Raw genomic sequence first — 15,499 nt, forward strand, 5'->3', positions numbered from 1 at the left:
AATTTTTCTTTTGGTTATTTTGTTAAATAATTAAATGCTGTTAAACATTGAATTGCCACCCCAAGAGGTATACAATCCTCATCTATATTAAATAGACTACTATGTGCAGGTTCTGTAGTTTTCTTTTGTTTATTTCCTGAACCTAGGAAATAAAATGCTCCTGGTCTCTCCATTGCAAAATATGCAAAACTTTCAACGCCCATATGAGGTGCCTTTTGTTCTAGAACATTTTCATTTCCTAGTATTTCACTTGCAGATGCCTTTAATAATTCTACCATGCTATCATCATTATATAAGCACGGATAACTTTCTTCTATTTCTATTTCTGCTTTAGCTCTTGATGACAATGCTATCCCATTTACTACTTCTTTTAATCTCTTAATTGTAAAACTTCTATCTTCTTTTGTCATTGTTCTAATTATTCCACTTAATGTAACTTCACCTGGAATGATATTTTGGGCTGTACCACCATTTATTGTTCCAACAGTAATTACTGCTGGATTTACAGGTGATATCTCTCTACTAACTATACTTTGAAGTGCTACTACCATATGACTCGCAATAACAATGGGATCAACAGTAGTATGTGGCGCAGCGCCATGGCCTCCTTGACCAGTAATTTTTATTTTAAATGGATTTGATGCTGCATTAACAACACCTTTTTTAATTTCTATATTGCCAATACTTACATTTTCATCTACATGAAGTCCTAAAACATAATCAACTTTTGGCTCTTCCAATACTCCATCTTTTATCATGTATTGAGCTCCTCCAACAGTTTCTTCAGCTGGTTCAAACAATAATTTTACATTTCCACTAAATTCATTTTTATGCTTATTTAAAATTTTAGCTACACCTAAAAGTATTGTTGTATGTGCATCATGACCGCATGCATGCATCTTACCACTTACTTTAGAACTGTACTTACAAGTCTTCATATCCTGAATAGGAAGAGCGTCCATATCAGCTCTTATCGCTATTGTCTTATTTTCTCCTGTTTTTTCTCCCCTTATAATCCCACAAACTCCAGTTTTTGATATCTCTTTAAACTCAATGCCTTCTGCCTTTAAAAAGTTCTTTATACGCTCTGAAGTTCTAAACTCTTCAAAACCTACTTCTGGATGTTCATGTATATCTCTTCTAATGGAAATCAAGAGATCTTTTATCTCATTAGCCTCTTTTTTAAAATCTATCATAAATACATACTTCCCTTCTATGATGTTATGACCAATAAACTTCTATAACATCTCCTTCAACTATTTTAGCAGTATAAGATGAATTTTCCCCATTAATTTTAGTATTTATTGTTCCCTTCGATACTGTTAAATCAAAATCTATATAATCAAATATATCAACAAAAACATATTCTTTTTTGCCTTTTAATACTATTTCTTTATTATTTATAACAACCTTTATTTCATCAAATTGTTCTTTAATCTCTGTAGTATTTTCATTTAAATCATATGCTGACTCTAATTCATCTAAATCTGATTTTTCCAACTCATTTTCTCTAGTTTTTTCAATTTCTACAATCTTTTCTACATCTTTATTTTCTTCCATGTTATTCTCTTCTACGCTATCTTTCATTACTTGTGTTTCAACTAATGTAGTATCCTTCTTTATAAGTTTTTCTCCATCTTGAACTTCATATTCCTCATCTAATAAAATATCTTCTTTAAATAAACTAAATCTATCATTCTTTAAAATATATTCTTTTATTTGAGAAACTTTATTCGGTATAAATACTTCAAGTACATCATTATTTGATAAAATGAAGTTTATATCTTCTATTTTATTATTAACCATTATTATTGGTTCTAAATTTATAAGTTCATCATCGATATAAATAGATATAGAATTTATATTATGAATATGATCACACACTTTAGGTTTTGCATTATTACCATTTTTAGCATATTGTACTACTATATTATCATTTGCTCTAACTTCTGTTTCTAGTGCAGCTTCATTTCCATTTATAAATATCTTAGCACTAGTTCCATATTCACCAAAAGCAATTCTCTTACGTCCATTATATTTAAATCTTACGCTTTTACCATTTTTAGCTATTAATAATGATGGATTTATTCCAGCTTGAAGTAAAACATCCATTACAGTATGTTTATGTGAATTAAATAAGCTAACTGGTGTGTCATTAAATATAACATCAATAAAATCTGTTCCAAGATTTCTTAATGCTATAAGTCCTATTCCAAGAACTGTTACCCCTGCTGATCCTAATGAATTATCAGATATACATTCAGTAACAGCTTTTCTATCTTTTATAGCAATTCTTTGAGGTGGTAAATTTAAATTTACACTTATATTTTCTAAAAGTCTTGGAGTATGAGCCCCTCCTCCAACTAAAAATACAGCACTAGGGGATTTTCCACCGTTTAATTCCAGTATTTTAGTTGAAATCTCTTCTGATATTTTTTTTACTGATGGTTCTATTAATTTAATAACATTTGATGATAAAATAGTGTTCTCAAGACCTAATACATCAGTATATACAATTTCTTCTGACTCATTTACAGATTTTTTTATAAACTCTGCAGTATTAAAATCAACTAAATATTCTTGAGCTATTACTTCTGTAATCTCATCTCCAGCCATAGGAACCATACCATAAGCTGATATTGTTTCCTTATTACTTATAGCTATATCTGATGTTCCTGCACCAACGTCTATAAGGGCTATATTTAATAATCTTAAATTTTTAGGTATAGCAGCTTCTATTGCTGCAATTGGCTCCAATGTTAAGTTAGTTACTTTTAAATTAACTCTATTCATTACAGAATAAAGAGAATCAACTACTGATCTTGGTAAAAATGTAGCTATTACTTCTGCTTCAATGCTTTTTCCTTTATGTCCTATTAAATTAGATATAACAAAACCATTTAAGTAAAAACTTTTAACTGAATATCCAACACAATATAATTTTCCATCAGCACTACTTTCTATTTCTTTCTCTGCATTTTTAACAACACTAAGTTCCAAGCTCCTCACAATTTCTTTATCTATTTCTTGCTCTTCATCTATTTCTATTTGTGATCTAGAAATTACAGTTCTTAAAAATCTTCCAGCAGCAGCTATAGATACTTCTGTAAGTGTAATACCAATTTTTTCTTCTAATATTCTTTTCACTTTTTCAACAACAGAAGACACTAAACTTATATCATGAATTTGACCATCTACCATCGCTCTTTCTTCATGTTCCATGTATTCTTCACAAACTACTTCAAACTTTTTATCTCTTATTATACCGACAGTTCCTATTATTGACCTTGTTCCTATATCTAATGAAAAAATTATATCTTTAGGATTAAAATTTTTTAATTCCATTTAAACACAACCTTTATCCTACAAATTTAATAATACTCCGCTTAAACACATTATAAATTATATATTATAATCTAATTACATTCAATTAATCTTAATTTTTACAATTTCTTTATTATCTAAATAATTATACTATACATTTAATAAAAATAGCATAAAAATGAAGTTTAAAACTTCATTTTTATGCTATTTTATCTTCTTTTTTTATATTTTTCTCTTTGTTCTTTTGGATTTATCATCTTTCCAACAGCAATAAGTATAACAGTTGCTATAACTAATATAATAAGCCACATTTTAACATTCATAATATAATCACCTTATCTCTATTATTATAATAAATAAATGTTTATTCAAAGTACTATATTCTATAAATTAACATAAAACCCTTCTTATATGAGTATTAAACAACCTTTTCAATTAAATTATTCTCTACTAGTACTTTTAGAGAAAAGCTCCTTATAATACCATCATTGAAATTTATAGTGACTTTATCTTCATCAATAGTAGTTATTTTTCCTAATCCATAAGTCTTTTGACTTATATTATCATCTACTTTATATCCATAAGTATCCTTAGGCAATCTATCAAATCTCGCTTCACTTATAAATCTAGATATTTCTTTAAATTGTCCTCTTCTATTTCTAGGTGCAAATAAATAAAGGTTCTCTATAGCTCTTGTTATTCCAACATAAAAAAGTCTTCTTTCCTCTTCTAAATTTTCTTCCTTGCTAGAAGAATGTGGCATAGTATCTTCATTGCAATTTATAAGATATACATTTTTAAACTCCATACCCTTTACACCATGAATAGTACTAAGTATTACCCCTTCTCTTTTGTTTTTATTTTTACTTACCTCTATCTCCTCTTTTATATTTTCAATATGAGCTAAAAAATCAAATATATTTTTAAAGCCTTCTGCTGATAATTTAAATTCTTCAATAACATCTTCTAAATCATCTAAACTTTGGCTAAACTTTTCACAATAAGATTTTAAATGATCTATATACTCTAAGTCCATAACTATATAAGAAATAGCTGAACCTAAAGAAATTCTATTTAAATAATTAAAATCTTTTTTTAATTCATCAAGTTTCTTTTTTTGAAAAGGTGGTGTATCATCTTTGCTTATTAAAATATCTATTGGATTTTCCTGTATTACATAGCTTTTTACATAATCCACATTATGTTTGCTTATATATCTAAATGGTTTATTAATAATCTTAAGAAAACTTTCTTTATCAAAAGGATTTACAGAAAATTTTAGATAGGCAATTAAATCTTTACATATAAAATGTTCGAAAAAATTATATTGTTTATCTAGTAATTTAAATGGAATATTACTTTTAGTAAAACAATCTATTACACTCATCGCTTCCATATTAGTTCTATATAAAATAGCATTTTTCTCATAATCTACATTGTATTTCTTTTCTCTTTTAATTAAATCAACCAAAATTTCTCCCTGAGATTTTTCATTATATGGTGTATAAAATTTAATAATTCCATTATCTTTTTTATTTGATAATATTTTTTTGTTATTCCTCTCTTTATTAAATTTTATTAATTCTTTAGATTTTTCAACTATATTATGTTTACTTCTATAATTAATAGATAGATAATGTTTTTTACCATCATTAAATATTTTATCAAATGTAACCATGTACATAGGTTTTGAACCTCTAAATGAATAAATACATTGATCTTCATCTCCTACTGCAAATAAAAAATTATCTTCACCATCATTTATTAATTTCAAAAATTCTACCTGTAGTTCATCACAATCCTGAAATTCATCAACCAAAATATACTTAAATAATCTTCTATAATAAATTAATGCTTTCTCATTATTTTGAAGCAATTCCAAAGTTTCTATTGCTAAATCATCAAAATCCATCTTTCCATTTTCTTTTTATAATGTTCATAACTCTCTAAAGCATCTTCAAATATTTCTCTAGAAATGGATGGCTTAAATGTTCCAATACTTACTCTTGCAGTTTTATATAAGGATATATTGTTTAAGACTTCCTTTATTTTATCTTCATTAACATCATCAAAATATTTTTTTAAAACCTTATTTATAAGTTTATTTATAATACTTCCATCAATTATATCTATTTTTCTACCTACCCTTAAGAGAATTTTATAAAAGAGACCATGAAATGTGCCAAAGAATGGTGATATGTTTTGTTCAAATTTACTTTCATATCTTTCCTTCATATTTTTTGCTGCTGCTTTAGTAAAAGTAAGTACTATTATTCTACCATTACTAATTTTTAATTTATTAACTAAATAGTATATTCTATTAATTATTACAGTAGTTTTACCTGATCCAGGTGCTGCAATAATTAATGCATTTTTATCATTAGTTACCACTGCATTGTTTTGATATATATCTAGATTATACATTTACTTCCTCTTCCTTATATTTGTTTGCTAAATTATTATATACTAACCACAAATAACTATATTGTAATAATTATATTATAGATGTACAATAATTTTATTATATACTTTTATCTATACTTTCACAAACTATAGAAAATAACTTAATTATAGTATTGTGGATTTTACTTAAAGGAGACTATTAATGGAAAATAAATTTAATATTAGAAATGAAAGAAATCTTACAATGTTAGTAGATTTTTATGAATTAACTATGGGGAATGGTTATTTAAATAAAAATCTCCAAAACAAAATTGCATATTTTGATATGTTTTTTAGAAGGGTTCCAGATGGTGGTGGCTATTGCATCATGGCTGGAGTAGAACAACTAATAGAGTATTTAAATAATTTAAGATTTACTGATGACGATATAATATATTTAAAAAACAAAAATATTTTTTCAGAAGATTTTCTTAAATACTTAAAAGATTTTAAATTTAATTGCGATGTTTGGGCTGTTCCAGAAGGAAATCCTGTATTTCCAAATGAACCATTAGTAACAGTAAAAGGACCTGTGATTCAAGCTCAACTTGTAGAAACAATGATACTTTTAACTATTAATCACCAGACTCTCATAGCAACAAAAGCTAATAGAATTTGTAGAGCGGCTGGAAATCGTCCAGTAATGGAATTTGGTTCTAGAAGAGCTCAAGGATATGATGGAGCTATCTATGGAGCTAGAGCTGCAATAATTGGAGGGTGTGACTCAACAGCATGTACTATATCAGATAAAATGTTTAATATTCCAGCTATAGGTACAATGGCTCATAGTTGGGTTCAGTTATTTGATAATGAATATGAAGCTTTTAAGTCTTGGGCTGAACTTTATCCTGATAATTGTTTATTATTAATAGATACTTATAATGTTATAAAATCTGGTATTCCTAATGCAATAAAAGTTTTTGATGAGATTTTAAAACCTCTCGGCAAAAGACCTACTGGTATTAGAATAGATTCTGGTGATATAACTTATTTAACTAAACAATGTAGAAAAATGCTAGATGAAGCTGGATATGAAGATTGTAAGATAGTAGTTTCTAATTCCTTAGATGAACATATAATTCGAGATGTTATAGATCAAGGTGCTTGTGTAGACTCATTTGGTGTTGGTGAAAGATTAATAACTGCAAAATCAGAACCAGTATTTGGTGGTGTATATAAATTAGTAGCAATAGAAAATGATAATGATCTTATTCCCAAAATCAAGATAAGTGAAAATGATGAAAAAATAACAAATCCTGGTTTTAAAAAAATCATTAGAATTTTTGATAAATCATCACATAAAGCTTTAGCTGATTTAATTGCTTTAAAAAATGAACATATAAATGAAAGTAAACCATTAACTATTTTTGATCCTGTTCATACTTGGAAAAGAAAAAAATTAACTAATTACTATACTAAAGAACTTCAAGTTCAATTATTTAATAATGGTAACTGTATTTATAATTCACCAAGTGTATTAGACATAAGAGATTTTGCTAAGATTGAAACAGATAAATTATGGCCAGAAGTTCTTAGATTTGAAAATCCTCATAACTATTATGTAGATTTATCTGAAAATTTATGGTCATTAAAGCACTCTCTTCTTCATAAATATACGAAATCATATGAAACTCAAGAATAATCAGATCAATAAACGCTTTATTTATATAAATAAGTTTAATAAAAAAACATCCTATATTCATTTTAGGATGTTTTTTTATTAATAACTAGTTTTATCATTATAAATAGATTTTTTTATAAAACTATAATCTTCTTTTATCATATCTTTAAAATTTATTCTATTTAATAATAAATATTCTTTAAAAACACATTGTCCATCTTCTTCAATGCCATTTAATAACATTGGACAAGAATCATAACATTCATGATATTCTTTAGAACTTGACCAAAATGGACATTTACCCATAAACTCACACCCTTTTTCAAAAAAATATTACCATTAAAATCATTATATTATAAAATATAACAAAAATAAAGTTTTTTAGAATATTTACATATTTTTATGTTATACAAAGCAAAAAGCTATATCATTAAATCTTAATGATATAGCCAATAATTTATATACTATTTTAATTATTGGGAGATTTATTGATTTAAATCGAAAAGGAGCGTCGCTCCTGATTAAAATTTAATCATTTCGCAACAGCCCCTTTTAATTTTAATTATTTTTATTTACTGTTATATTTATAATTTCATTTTGAAATGCCTTTAGCAATGCTTTTTCTAACACTTTTTCTTTATCAAAATTTTTTATATCCTTACATATAGCAAATACTTTATTAGTCTCACCTTGGATATTCATATAAGTCAAAGTTACATTTGGCTTATCATATTTTACATCTATAACTTTTATCCCCCAAGATATTTGTGCAAAATCATCCTCTATATTTAACTTATTTAATTCTTTTATTTTTTTAACTTCTTTGTTTGGATCTGCTATTATAATTAACTCATCTCCAACTTTGTATTTTGCCATAAATTTTCCTCCTTATGTTTAATTATAAATAATTTTATACTCAACGTTAATTAATTAACAAAATGTATAAATTATATTATATTATTTGATTTTTATCATTATATCATATATTATATACAATAAAACAAAAAAGTGAAAAAACATTAATTTACTTTATGGAAGATTTTCTCCCAATATAATAAATTAAAGTTTTTTCACTTTAAAGCTATTATTAAATATATTATAAGTTTTATAAAACTAACTATTTTTATCAACTGTTATATTTATTATTTCATTTTGAAATGCTTTTAATAATGCTTTTTCTAATACTTTTTCTTTATCAAAATTTTCTACATCCTTGCATATTGCAAATACTTTATTTTCTTCACCTTTAAAATTTATATATGTCAATGTTACATTAGGCTTATCATACTCTACATCTAAAATCTTTACACCCCATGATATTTGTGCAAAATCTCCATCTATTTTTAAGCAAGTTAACTCTTTTAATTTTTCCATTTCTTTATTAGGATCAGTAACTATTATTAACTCGTCTCCAACTTTATATTTTGCCATATTGTACTCCTCCTTTATTTATACATAATCTAGAAATAGATTGTTAATTAATTAACAACTCGTCCTACTTATATTTTAGCAGAGTTTACTAAAGTATACAATAGATAAATTACAAAATATTTATAATATTATATTTTTTATACATGTTTTATAAGTATTTCTTATTATTTAATAATTACTACTACTTATAGCGTTATTAAGTAATAACAATAATTGGTTTATAATAATTATTGACTTACAATAATTATTAATATATAATCTAAATATATTAATAGACGGAGGTGTTTACAATTAGTGAAATAGCTTCAATTTTCAAAGAAAAAAAGCTTAAATTAACACCACAAAGATTAGCTGTATACAATTATTTATTGAGCACTACATCACATCCTTCTGCTGAAATTATATATAAAGCTATTCATGAACAATATCCAACCATGAGTTTAGCTACAGTATATAAGACACTTAGAACTTTAGTTGATGTAGGACTTATTCAAGAAATTAATGTAGGTGAAGGTAATTTTAGATATGATAGAAATGCTAATTCTCACCCTCATATACAATGTTTAACTTGTGGAAGAATTGATGATTTTGATGATTTAAATTTAGATAATCTTAATAAATTAGCTGAAGAGCACTCTGAATATACAGTTTCTTATAATAGAGTTTATTTTTATGGATACTGTAAAGATTGTCGAAAATAAAATTCTAATTAATTTTTATATACTTAATTTATTATTTAATAAATTAAGTATATTTTTTTATTTTAGAATTAAAAAAATATTATGTACATATAATTTAATTGAGGTGATACATAATGAAAAAAAATTTTTTTCTAACTTTATTATTATTAATGGTTGTACTCTCAACTATTATTTTTATAAAAAATACTGCTTCTATGCAAACAATTGCTCCTACAGATTTAAATAAAAATATGGATATTGATTTAACTTCTGACGGTAAAAATGAACATTTAGAATTTATAAAAAAAGATAATACCATTGATTTAAATATTTCTCACAATAATAGTAATACCTATTTATCAAACAAAATTAATGATAACACACTATTTTCTCTAAATAATCATTGGTCTCCAAAAATTTATCTCTATGATCTTTCTAGAGATTTAAAACCTGAAATTATTTTACAAGGTATAAAAGGAAATAAAAGTATATGTTATATATTTTCTTGGAAAGATGGAGATTTTCACAATCTTTATTCAAGTGATAAAAACATCTTTGGAATACTAAATTCAAAAAACAATAAAACTCCTCAATGTTTTTCATTATCAGCATCAAAAGGAAATTCTTCTTTAAATAGTTTTATGATAGTAAATAATGAATATTTAGATACAACAAGAGATTCTTCTATAATACCTTCTTTAAACAATATTAACAATTTTATTAGATTAATAGAAACACCATATGAGCTAGATGATTTGCCTGATATATTTTCATCTAAAATCGACAGCAATGACTTAGTTACTCTTTGGAATTTAGATAAAGAAAATAATTCATATTCTTTTCAAGATGCATTTTTTTATGATTATGAATGGGATAATTTTAATAATCCAACTTCTCTAAAATGGAGATTGACTTTTGAAAAAAACAAATTAAAAGGAGAAGAAGGTGATAAAAGTGAAGTGATTTTTTATATTGATTCTAATTTAGGGGATAATTCTTTTAGAATTTCATCATTTAAAAAAATCAAGTAAAAAAATCACTAAACTACTGTGAAAGATAGATTTTTTAGCCCTACACCCTTTCCAAACGTAGTGCAGGAATAATACTGCGGCATATGATTATTTTTTGTTCTTTGGGGATACTCATAATATCTTTAAAATACAGTATTTTATAAGTTATACACAGTTTTTTCAACGATATAATTTTCTAAAAATAAAAAGGCCGCTATTGCGGCCTAAAAGGGGGATGGGGGGAGCTTAATAAAAAACAAACTTTTTATTAAGCTTTTGGAGAATATCTTCTCCACTACATTAGTATTATTAACAACATTTCTCATTGTTATACATAGTAATTTAAATATCTTTAAATGCTCCATCTTTGTATAAATCTATTATTTTATCTATAAAATTCACTTTTTCTGGATGAACAAACCCCTTTAACGATATAAGCATTTCTAAATTACTATCCTCTTCAATTTCTATTCCTTTTTTATGATGATTGTTAGATTTTTTTCTCTTCTTATCATTTATGTTTTTTTCGTGCAAATTCACTCCATTAGGTGGATCATCAAAATTAGACATACTTTCGAAATCATTTGCAGAATTATTCATATTGTTTATGTTGTTATTTCCATTCATCGAATTCATATTCATGTTATTTGTGTTATTCATATCATTCATCATATTGTTCATATTCATGTTTCTTTGATTTAAATTACCTAAGTTTATTCCTGCCATATTTGCTAATGGTGCTAAACTTGCTAAATTTAATCCGTCCATATTCATAGATGCCAAAAGACTATTTATATCAAAATTACCACCTAACATATTCATTAACTGAACAGGATCTATTCCAAACGGATTGGCATTATTATTTCTAAAATTATTGCTACCCATGTTATTATCAATTGGCTGTTTTTCTTTACGTTTATGTTTAGCCATTAAAAATCCTCCAATTATAATTCTCCTAATTTAATATATGTATAATGCAATAAATGTGTTTATATTTTTAAGCATTTTTTTGGAGGGCTTAAATAAGCCCTCCATCCACTATCTAGCAACAGCAGCAAGTATTTCCGCAATCTTTATTTCCTGAATTGAAGAAACATCCACCAAACAATATAAATAGTAAGATAATTAAATATGATGAATTACAGTTTAATAACCCTGATCCACATGCTATTAATAAGAATATAATTGGTGCTACACCACAACCTCCACCTAAGAATCCAGTTCCGGCATTATTGTTTGTGCAACAAGGCATGCAACAATATTCATCCATTTTCTTTTCACAGCAACATTTATTCTTCTTTTTAGACATATATACCTCTCCTTCCTAAAAATTTAGATTCTAGCAACAACAATTACCTAAATTTGATGAAAATGGGCTTACTCCACCACATCCTGTATTATTTCCACCCCATCCATTACAAAGGAATAGAATTACTAATAAGAATAAATATGCACTACAGTTTCCTAGCAATCCACCGTTATATGCATTTCCTGCTTTATTACAGCAGCAACAACAGCATTCCTTTTCTTTCTTTGGACGTTCACAGCATACACAACAGTTGTTACCCATAGTTCCGCCACCTAACAAGCCATTACCTCCGCAGCCACATCCACAATAGAATAATATTAATAAAATCCAAATCCAGCTACCTAATCCACAATTTGTGCCAAATCCACCACAGCCATTACCTGGATTGAATCCTGGATTTCCTCCAATGTTATTTCCAAAACAACAATTATTGTTAGCTTCTGAATCGCAACAATTATCATCACATGAATTTAAGCCATTTAGGATATCATTCATCTCCATATATATTCCTCCTTGGAAATTTTTTATTCTTGATACTATATACTATTCACTAATATTTAATTTGACACTATTTTTAAAATAAAATAAAACTCCAACAAAAAAATTAATTTTGGTGGAGTTTTAACTCTTTTACCTATTAAATTTTAATCTTAATTCCTATATAAATATATTATCTAGGTATATTTAATCAGTATCTGTTGCAAATTCTAAAAAAAGCTTGTCAATTAACTCATCTGTTCCTTTTTTATTTAATGATGAATAAAAATATAATTTATCATCTTTTGTTAATTTTAAAGTATCTCTAATTACTTTTTCACTTTTTTTTAATTCAGAATTTTTAAGTTTATCACTTTTTGTGGCCACAACAACTACATCATACCCAAAATGTTTAGCCCATTCATACATCATGATATCATCACTAGTTGGCTTATGTCTTGAATCTACAAGACAAACTATTCTTTTTAGTTGTTCCCTATATGATAAATATGTTTCAACAGTTTTTCCCCAACTGTCCTTTTCACTTTTTGATACTTTTGCATATCCATATCCAGGTAAATCAACTAAATAAAAATCATTATTTATTAGGAAAAAGTTTATTAATCTTGTCTTTCCAGGTGTTCCACTTACTTTTGCTAATTTTTTTCTATTAGTTAAAGAGTTTATTATTGAACTTTTTCCAACATTTGATCTACCTACAAATGCAACTTCATTTCTATTATCTACTGGGTATTGATGTGGCTTTACAGCCGAAATAATAAATTCTGATTGTTTAATTCTCATTAGTATCCTCTCCAATTAGTGCATTTTTTAATACCTCATTTACTTGCCTTACAGGTATAATATTTAATTTTTCTCTTATTGAATTTGGTATCTTTTCTATATCTTTCTCATTTTCTTTTGGAATTATTATAGTATCTATACCAGCTCTAAATGCTGCCAATGATTTTTCTTTTAATCCTCCTATAGGAACAACTCTACCAGTTAAAGTAACTTCACCAGTCATTGCTACATTGTGTTTAACTTTCTTGCCTGATAGTGCTGACACTAGAGCTGTAACCATAGTTATTCCAGCTGATGGCCCATCTTTAGGAATCGCTCCCTCTGGTGCATGTATGTGAATATCCTTATTTTTATAAAAGTTTTCTTCTATTTTAAACTTATCTGCATTAGCCCTAACATAACTATAAGCTGCTTTTGCAGATTCTTTCATCACATCACCTAGTTTTCCTGTAAGCTCTAACTTTCCGCTTCCTTTCATAGCCATTACTTCTACTGGCAATGTATCTCCACCATATGCAGTCCATGCCATTCCAGTAACTACACCAATCTTATCTTCTTTATCTATTTTATCAAATTCAAACTTTCTCTTACCCAAAAGTTTTTCTACCATATTTTTATCAATTATTATATTATTTAAATTTTCTTCTAACATTCTGGCTAAAGCTTTTCTTATTATAGAATTTAAATTTCTTGAAAGGCTACGAACACCAGATTCTCTAGTATATCCTTCTATTATTTCATTAATTGCTTCATCTTTGAATTCTATCTTATCAGAACTAATTCCTATTTCATCAAGTACTTTTAATATTAAATGATTTTTAGCTATGTTCAATTTTTCTTCATAAGTATATCCTGATACTTCTATTATTTCCATTCTATCTAATAAAGGTCTAGGAATAGTTTCTAAAGAATTTGCAGTAGCTATAAACATAACTTTTGATAAATCTATATCAAGCTCTAAATAATTATCTCTAAAAGTTTTATTTTGTTCACTATCTAAAACTTCTAGAAGTGCATCAGATGGTTCTCCTTTATAACTTGAACTTATTTTGTCGATTTCATCAAATAATATTAATGGATTCATAGTTTTAGCTTCTTTTAATGCATAAGCTATTCTTCCTGGTATAGCTCCAACATAAGTTTTTCTATGCCCTCTAATTTCTGCTTCATCTTTCATTCCACCAAGAGATATTCTTGCATATTTTCTATTAGTAGAATTAGCTATTGATTTAGCTATTGATGTTTTTCCTACACCTGGAGGACCAACTAAACATAAGATAGGACCTTTAGAACTTTTGCTTATTTGTTTTACAGCTAAATATTCTACTATTCTATCCTTTACATCCTCTAGTCCATAATGCTCATTATCTAATACGTCTTTAGCTTTTTTTACATCTATATTTTCTTTAGTTTTTTTATTCCATGGTATATTAAATACCCAATCTAAATATGATCTTATTAGATTTCCTTCTGAAGAAGATGAAGGCATACTTTTAAGTCTACTTAATTCATATTTTACTTTTTCTTTGACTTGCTTTGGAATCTTTGTTTTACTAAGTAACGTTTCATATTTATCTAATTCTTTCTTTTCTTCATCATCTATTCCCAATTCTTCTTGAATTGCCTTTAGTTGTTCCCTAAGATAAAATTGTTTTTGTTCTTCATCGATATGTTTTTTTACTTTTTTAGAAAGTTTATTCTGAATTTTTAATATATCTGTTTCTATTTTAACTTGTTCTACAACTAATTCTATTCTTTTATTTAGATCGATTGTTTCTAATGCTTCTTGTTTTTTATCATCATCTTCAATAGCATAAGAAGCTACTATATCTACAAATCCACTTGGATCTTCCAATGGTTCTGCTAACTTTACAATCTCTAAATAATTATCACCTGCTAAACTAACTAAATTCACAAAATCTTTTTCTAATAACTTTATATAAGCTTCGATTTCTTGATTTATTTCTATGTTAACTTCTAGTATTTCTACAGAACCTTTTATATAATCTTCTTCATCCGCTATATATTCAACTAGACTTCCTCTTTCCATACCTTCAACAAGAACTCTAATTGTCTTATCTGACATCTTAAGAATTTGTTTTATTTTACAAAGTGTTCCTACATTATATATATCTTCCCTCTCTGGATCCTCTATTTCAGAATCCTTTTGAGGAATAAGAAAAATTTCTTCATTATTTAACATAGCTTCTTCAATTGCAGCTATTGATTTTTTTCTTCCTACATCAAAATGTGCTACTACATTTGGAAAAATAGTTAAACCTCTTAAAGGTATTAACGGAAGTGTATATAAATTTTTTGCCATTCAAACGCCCCTCCATCTTAATTACTTCATTTAGTATACACACATTAAGTGTATATTTCAATAAATATACATAAATTA

Annotated in this window: 13 protein-coding genes and 1 pseudogene; 3 read left to right on the top strand and 11 right to left on the bottom strand. The window is 26.4% G+C overall.

From position 1 onward, the window contains the following. Window positions 1–14 precede the first annotated feature (14 nt). From BGI42_RS11035 to BGI42_RS11045, 3 genes and pseudogenes are all read right to left on the bottom strand, one after another. Window positions 15–1,196: a M20 metallopeptidase family protein gene (locus BGI42_RS11035; protein WP_069680352.1), complete on the bottom strand. Its 1,182-nt coding sequence runs from the start codon at window positions 1,194–1,196 to the stop codon at window positions 15–17. A 25-nt stretch (window positions 1,197–1,221) separates the two neighbouring features. Then, window positions 1,222–3,345 carry a cell division protein FtsA gene (locus BGI42_RS11040; protein WP_069680353.1) on the bottom strand — a complete coding sequence of 708 codons (2,124 nt, stop codon included), beginning with the start codon at window positions 3,343–3,345 and terminating at the stop codon, window positions 1,222–1,224. Between the two features lie 397 nt (window positions 3,346–3,742). Continuing rightward, window positions 3,743–5,748, bottom strand: a pseudogene (locus BGI42_RS11045) (ATP-dependent helicase). Window positions 5,749–5,929: 181 nt separating this feature from the next. On the opposite strand from BGI42_RS11045, the gene BGI42_RS11050 reads away from it, so the two are divergent. Then, window positions 5,930–7,408 carry a nicotinate phosphoribosyltransferase gene (locus BGI42_RS11050; RefSeq protein WP_069680355.1) on the top strand — a complete coding sequence of 493 codons (1,479 nt, stop codon included), beginning with the start codon at window positions 5,930–5,932 and terminating at the stop codon, window positions 7,406–7,408. A 78-nt stretch (window positions 7,409–7,486) separates the two neighbouring features. Here BGI42_RS11050 and BGI42_RS11055 read toward each other — a convergent pair whose 3' ends face one another. The 3 genes from BGI42_RS11055 to BGI42_RS11065 form a co-directional block, all read right to left on the bottom strand. After that, the gene (locus tag BGI42_RS11055) at window positions 7,487–7,693 is read right to left on the bottom strand and encodes a hypothetical protein (protein ID WP_069680356.1); all 207 of its coding nucleotides are present in this window, start codon (window positions 7,691–7,693) and stop codon (window positions 7,487–7,489) included. A gap of 252 nt (window positions 7,694–7,945) precedes the next feature. Then, complete coding sequence (locus BGI42_RS11060; RefSeq protein ID WP_069680357.1) at window positions 7,946–8,263, bottom strand: hypothetical protein; 318 nt, start codon at window positions 8,261–8,263, stop codon at window positions 7,946–7,948. Window positions 8,264–8,500: 237 nt separating this feature from the next. Then, a complete protein-coding gene (locus tag BGI42_RS11065) occupies window positions 8,501–8,818 on the bottom strand; it encodes a hypothetical protein (RefSeq protein ID WP_069680358.1) in 318 nt (105 codons plus the stop codon). Window positions 8,819–9,108: 290 nt separating this feature from the next. On the opposite strand from BGI42_RS11065, the gene perR reads away from it, so the two are divergent. Together perR and BGI42_RS11075 are read left to right on the top strand one after the other, a co-directional pair. After that, window positions 9,109–9,519, top strand: coding sequence for a transcriptional regulator PerR (perR, locus tag BGI42_RS11070; protein ID WP_069681077.1), 411 nt, complete (start codon window positions 9,109–9,111; stop codon window positions 9,517–9,519). 113 nt (window positions 9,520–9,632) lie between these two features. Beyond that, a complete protein-coding gene (locus tag BGI42_RS11075) occupies window positions 9,633–10,529 on the top strand; it encodes a hypothetical protein (RefSeq protein ID WP_069680359.1) in 897 nt (298 codons plus the stop codon). A gap of 321 nt (window positions 10,530–10,850) precedes the next feature. On the opposite strand, the gene BGI42_RS11080 is transcribed toward BGI42_RS11075, so the two are convergent. The 5 genes from BGI42_RS11080 to lon form a co-directional block, all read right to left on the bottom strand. Continuing rightward, entirely contained in the window at window positions 10,851–11,438 is a 588-nt protein-coding gene (locus BGI42_RS11080; RefSeq protein ID WP_069680360.1) for a hypothetical protein, read from the bottom strand. 112 nt (window positions 11,439–11,550) lie between these two features. Next, complete coding sequence (locus BGI42_RS11085; protein ID WP_069680361.1) at window positions 11,551–11,817, bottom strand: hypothetical protein; 267 nt, start codon at window positions 11,815–11,817, stop codon at window positions 11,551–11,553. 30 nt (window positions 11,818–11,847) lie between these two features. Beyond that, the gene (locus BGI42_RS11090) at window positions 11,848–12,318 is read right to left on the bottom strand and encodes a hypothetical protein (protein ID WP_069680362.1); all 471 of its coding nucleotides are present in this window, start codon (window positions 12,316–12,318) and stop codon (window positions 11,848–11,850) included. A 183-nt stretch (window positions 12,319–12,501) separates the two neighbouring features. Beyond that, a complete protein-coding gene (gene yihA / locus BGI42_RS11095) occupies window positions 12,502–13,098 on the bottom strand; it encodes a ribosome biogenesis GTP-binding protein YihA/YsxC (RefSeq protein WP_069680363.1) in 597 nt (198 codons plus the stop codon). Continuing rightward, window positions 13,088–15,421 carry an endopeptidase La gene (gene lon, locus BGI42_RS11100; RefSeq protein WP_069680364.1) on the bottom strand — a complete coding sequence of 778 codons (2,334 nt, stop codon included), beginning with the start codon at window positions 15,419–15,421 and terminating at the stop codon, window positions 13,088–13,090. Before lon ends, yihA begins: the two co-directional genes overlap by 11 nt. Window positions 15,422–15,499: the final 78 nt, after the last annotated feature.

This window comes from Clostridium taeniosporum (genome assembly GCF_001735765.2).
GTDB lineage: Bacteria > Bacillota > Clostridia > Clostridiales > Clostridiaceae > Clostridium > Clostridium taeniosporum.

Bases quoted from the DNA above. Each gene is read 5' to 3' on its own strand.
- BGI42_RS11090 (WP_069680362.1), bottom strand. From the start codon at position 12,318: ATGGAGATGAATGATATCCTAAATGGCTTAAATTCATGTGATGATAAT.
- BGI42_RS11065 (WP_069680358.1), bottom strand. From the start codon at position 8,818: ATGGCAAAATATAAAGTTGGAGACGAGTTAATAATAGTTACTGATCCT.
- lon (WP_069680364.1), bottom strand. From the start codon at position 15,421: ATGGCAAAAAATTTATATACACTTCCGTTAATACCTTTAAGAGGTTTA.
- BGI42_RS11080 (WP_069680360.1), bottom strand. From the start codon at position 11,438: ATGGCTAAACATAAACGTAAAGAAAAACAGCCAATTGATAATAACATG.
- BGI42_RS11060 (WP_069680357.1), bottom strand. From the start codon at position 8,263: ATGGCAAAATACAAAGTTGGAGATGAGTTAATTATAATAGCAGATCCA.
- BGI42_RS11035 (WP_069680352.1), bottom strand. From the start codon at position 1,196: ATGATAGATTTTAAAAAAGAGGCTAATGAGATAAAAGATCTCTTGATT.
- yihA (WP_069680363.1), bottom strand. From the start codon at position 13,098: ATGAGAATTAAACAATCAGAATTTATTATTTCGGCTGTAAAGCCACAT.
- BGI42_RS11085 (WP_069680361.1), bottom strand. From the start codon at position 11,817: ATGTCTAAAAAGAAGAATAAATGTTGCTGTGAAAAGAAAATGGATGAA.
- BGI42_RS11050 (WP_069680355.1), top strand. From the start codon at position 5,930: ATGGAAAATAAATTTAATATTAGAAATGAAAGAAATCTTACAATGTTA.
- BGI42_RS11040 (WP_069680353.1), bottom strand. From the start codon at position 3,345: ATGGAATTAAAAAATTTTAATCCTAAAGATATAATTTTTTCATTAGAT.
- BGI42_RS11055 (WP_069680356.1), bottom strand. From the start codon at position 7,693: ATGGGTAAATGTCCATTTTGGTCAAGTTCTAAAGAATATCATGAATGT.
- BGI42_RS11075 (WP_069680359.1), top strand. From the start codon at position 9,633: ATGAAAAAAAATTTTTTTCTAACTTTATTATTATTAATGGTTGTACTC.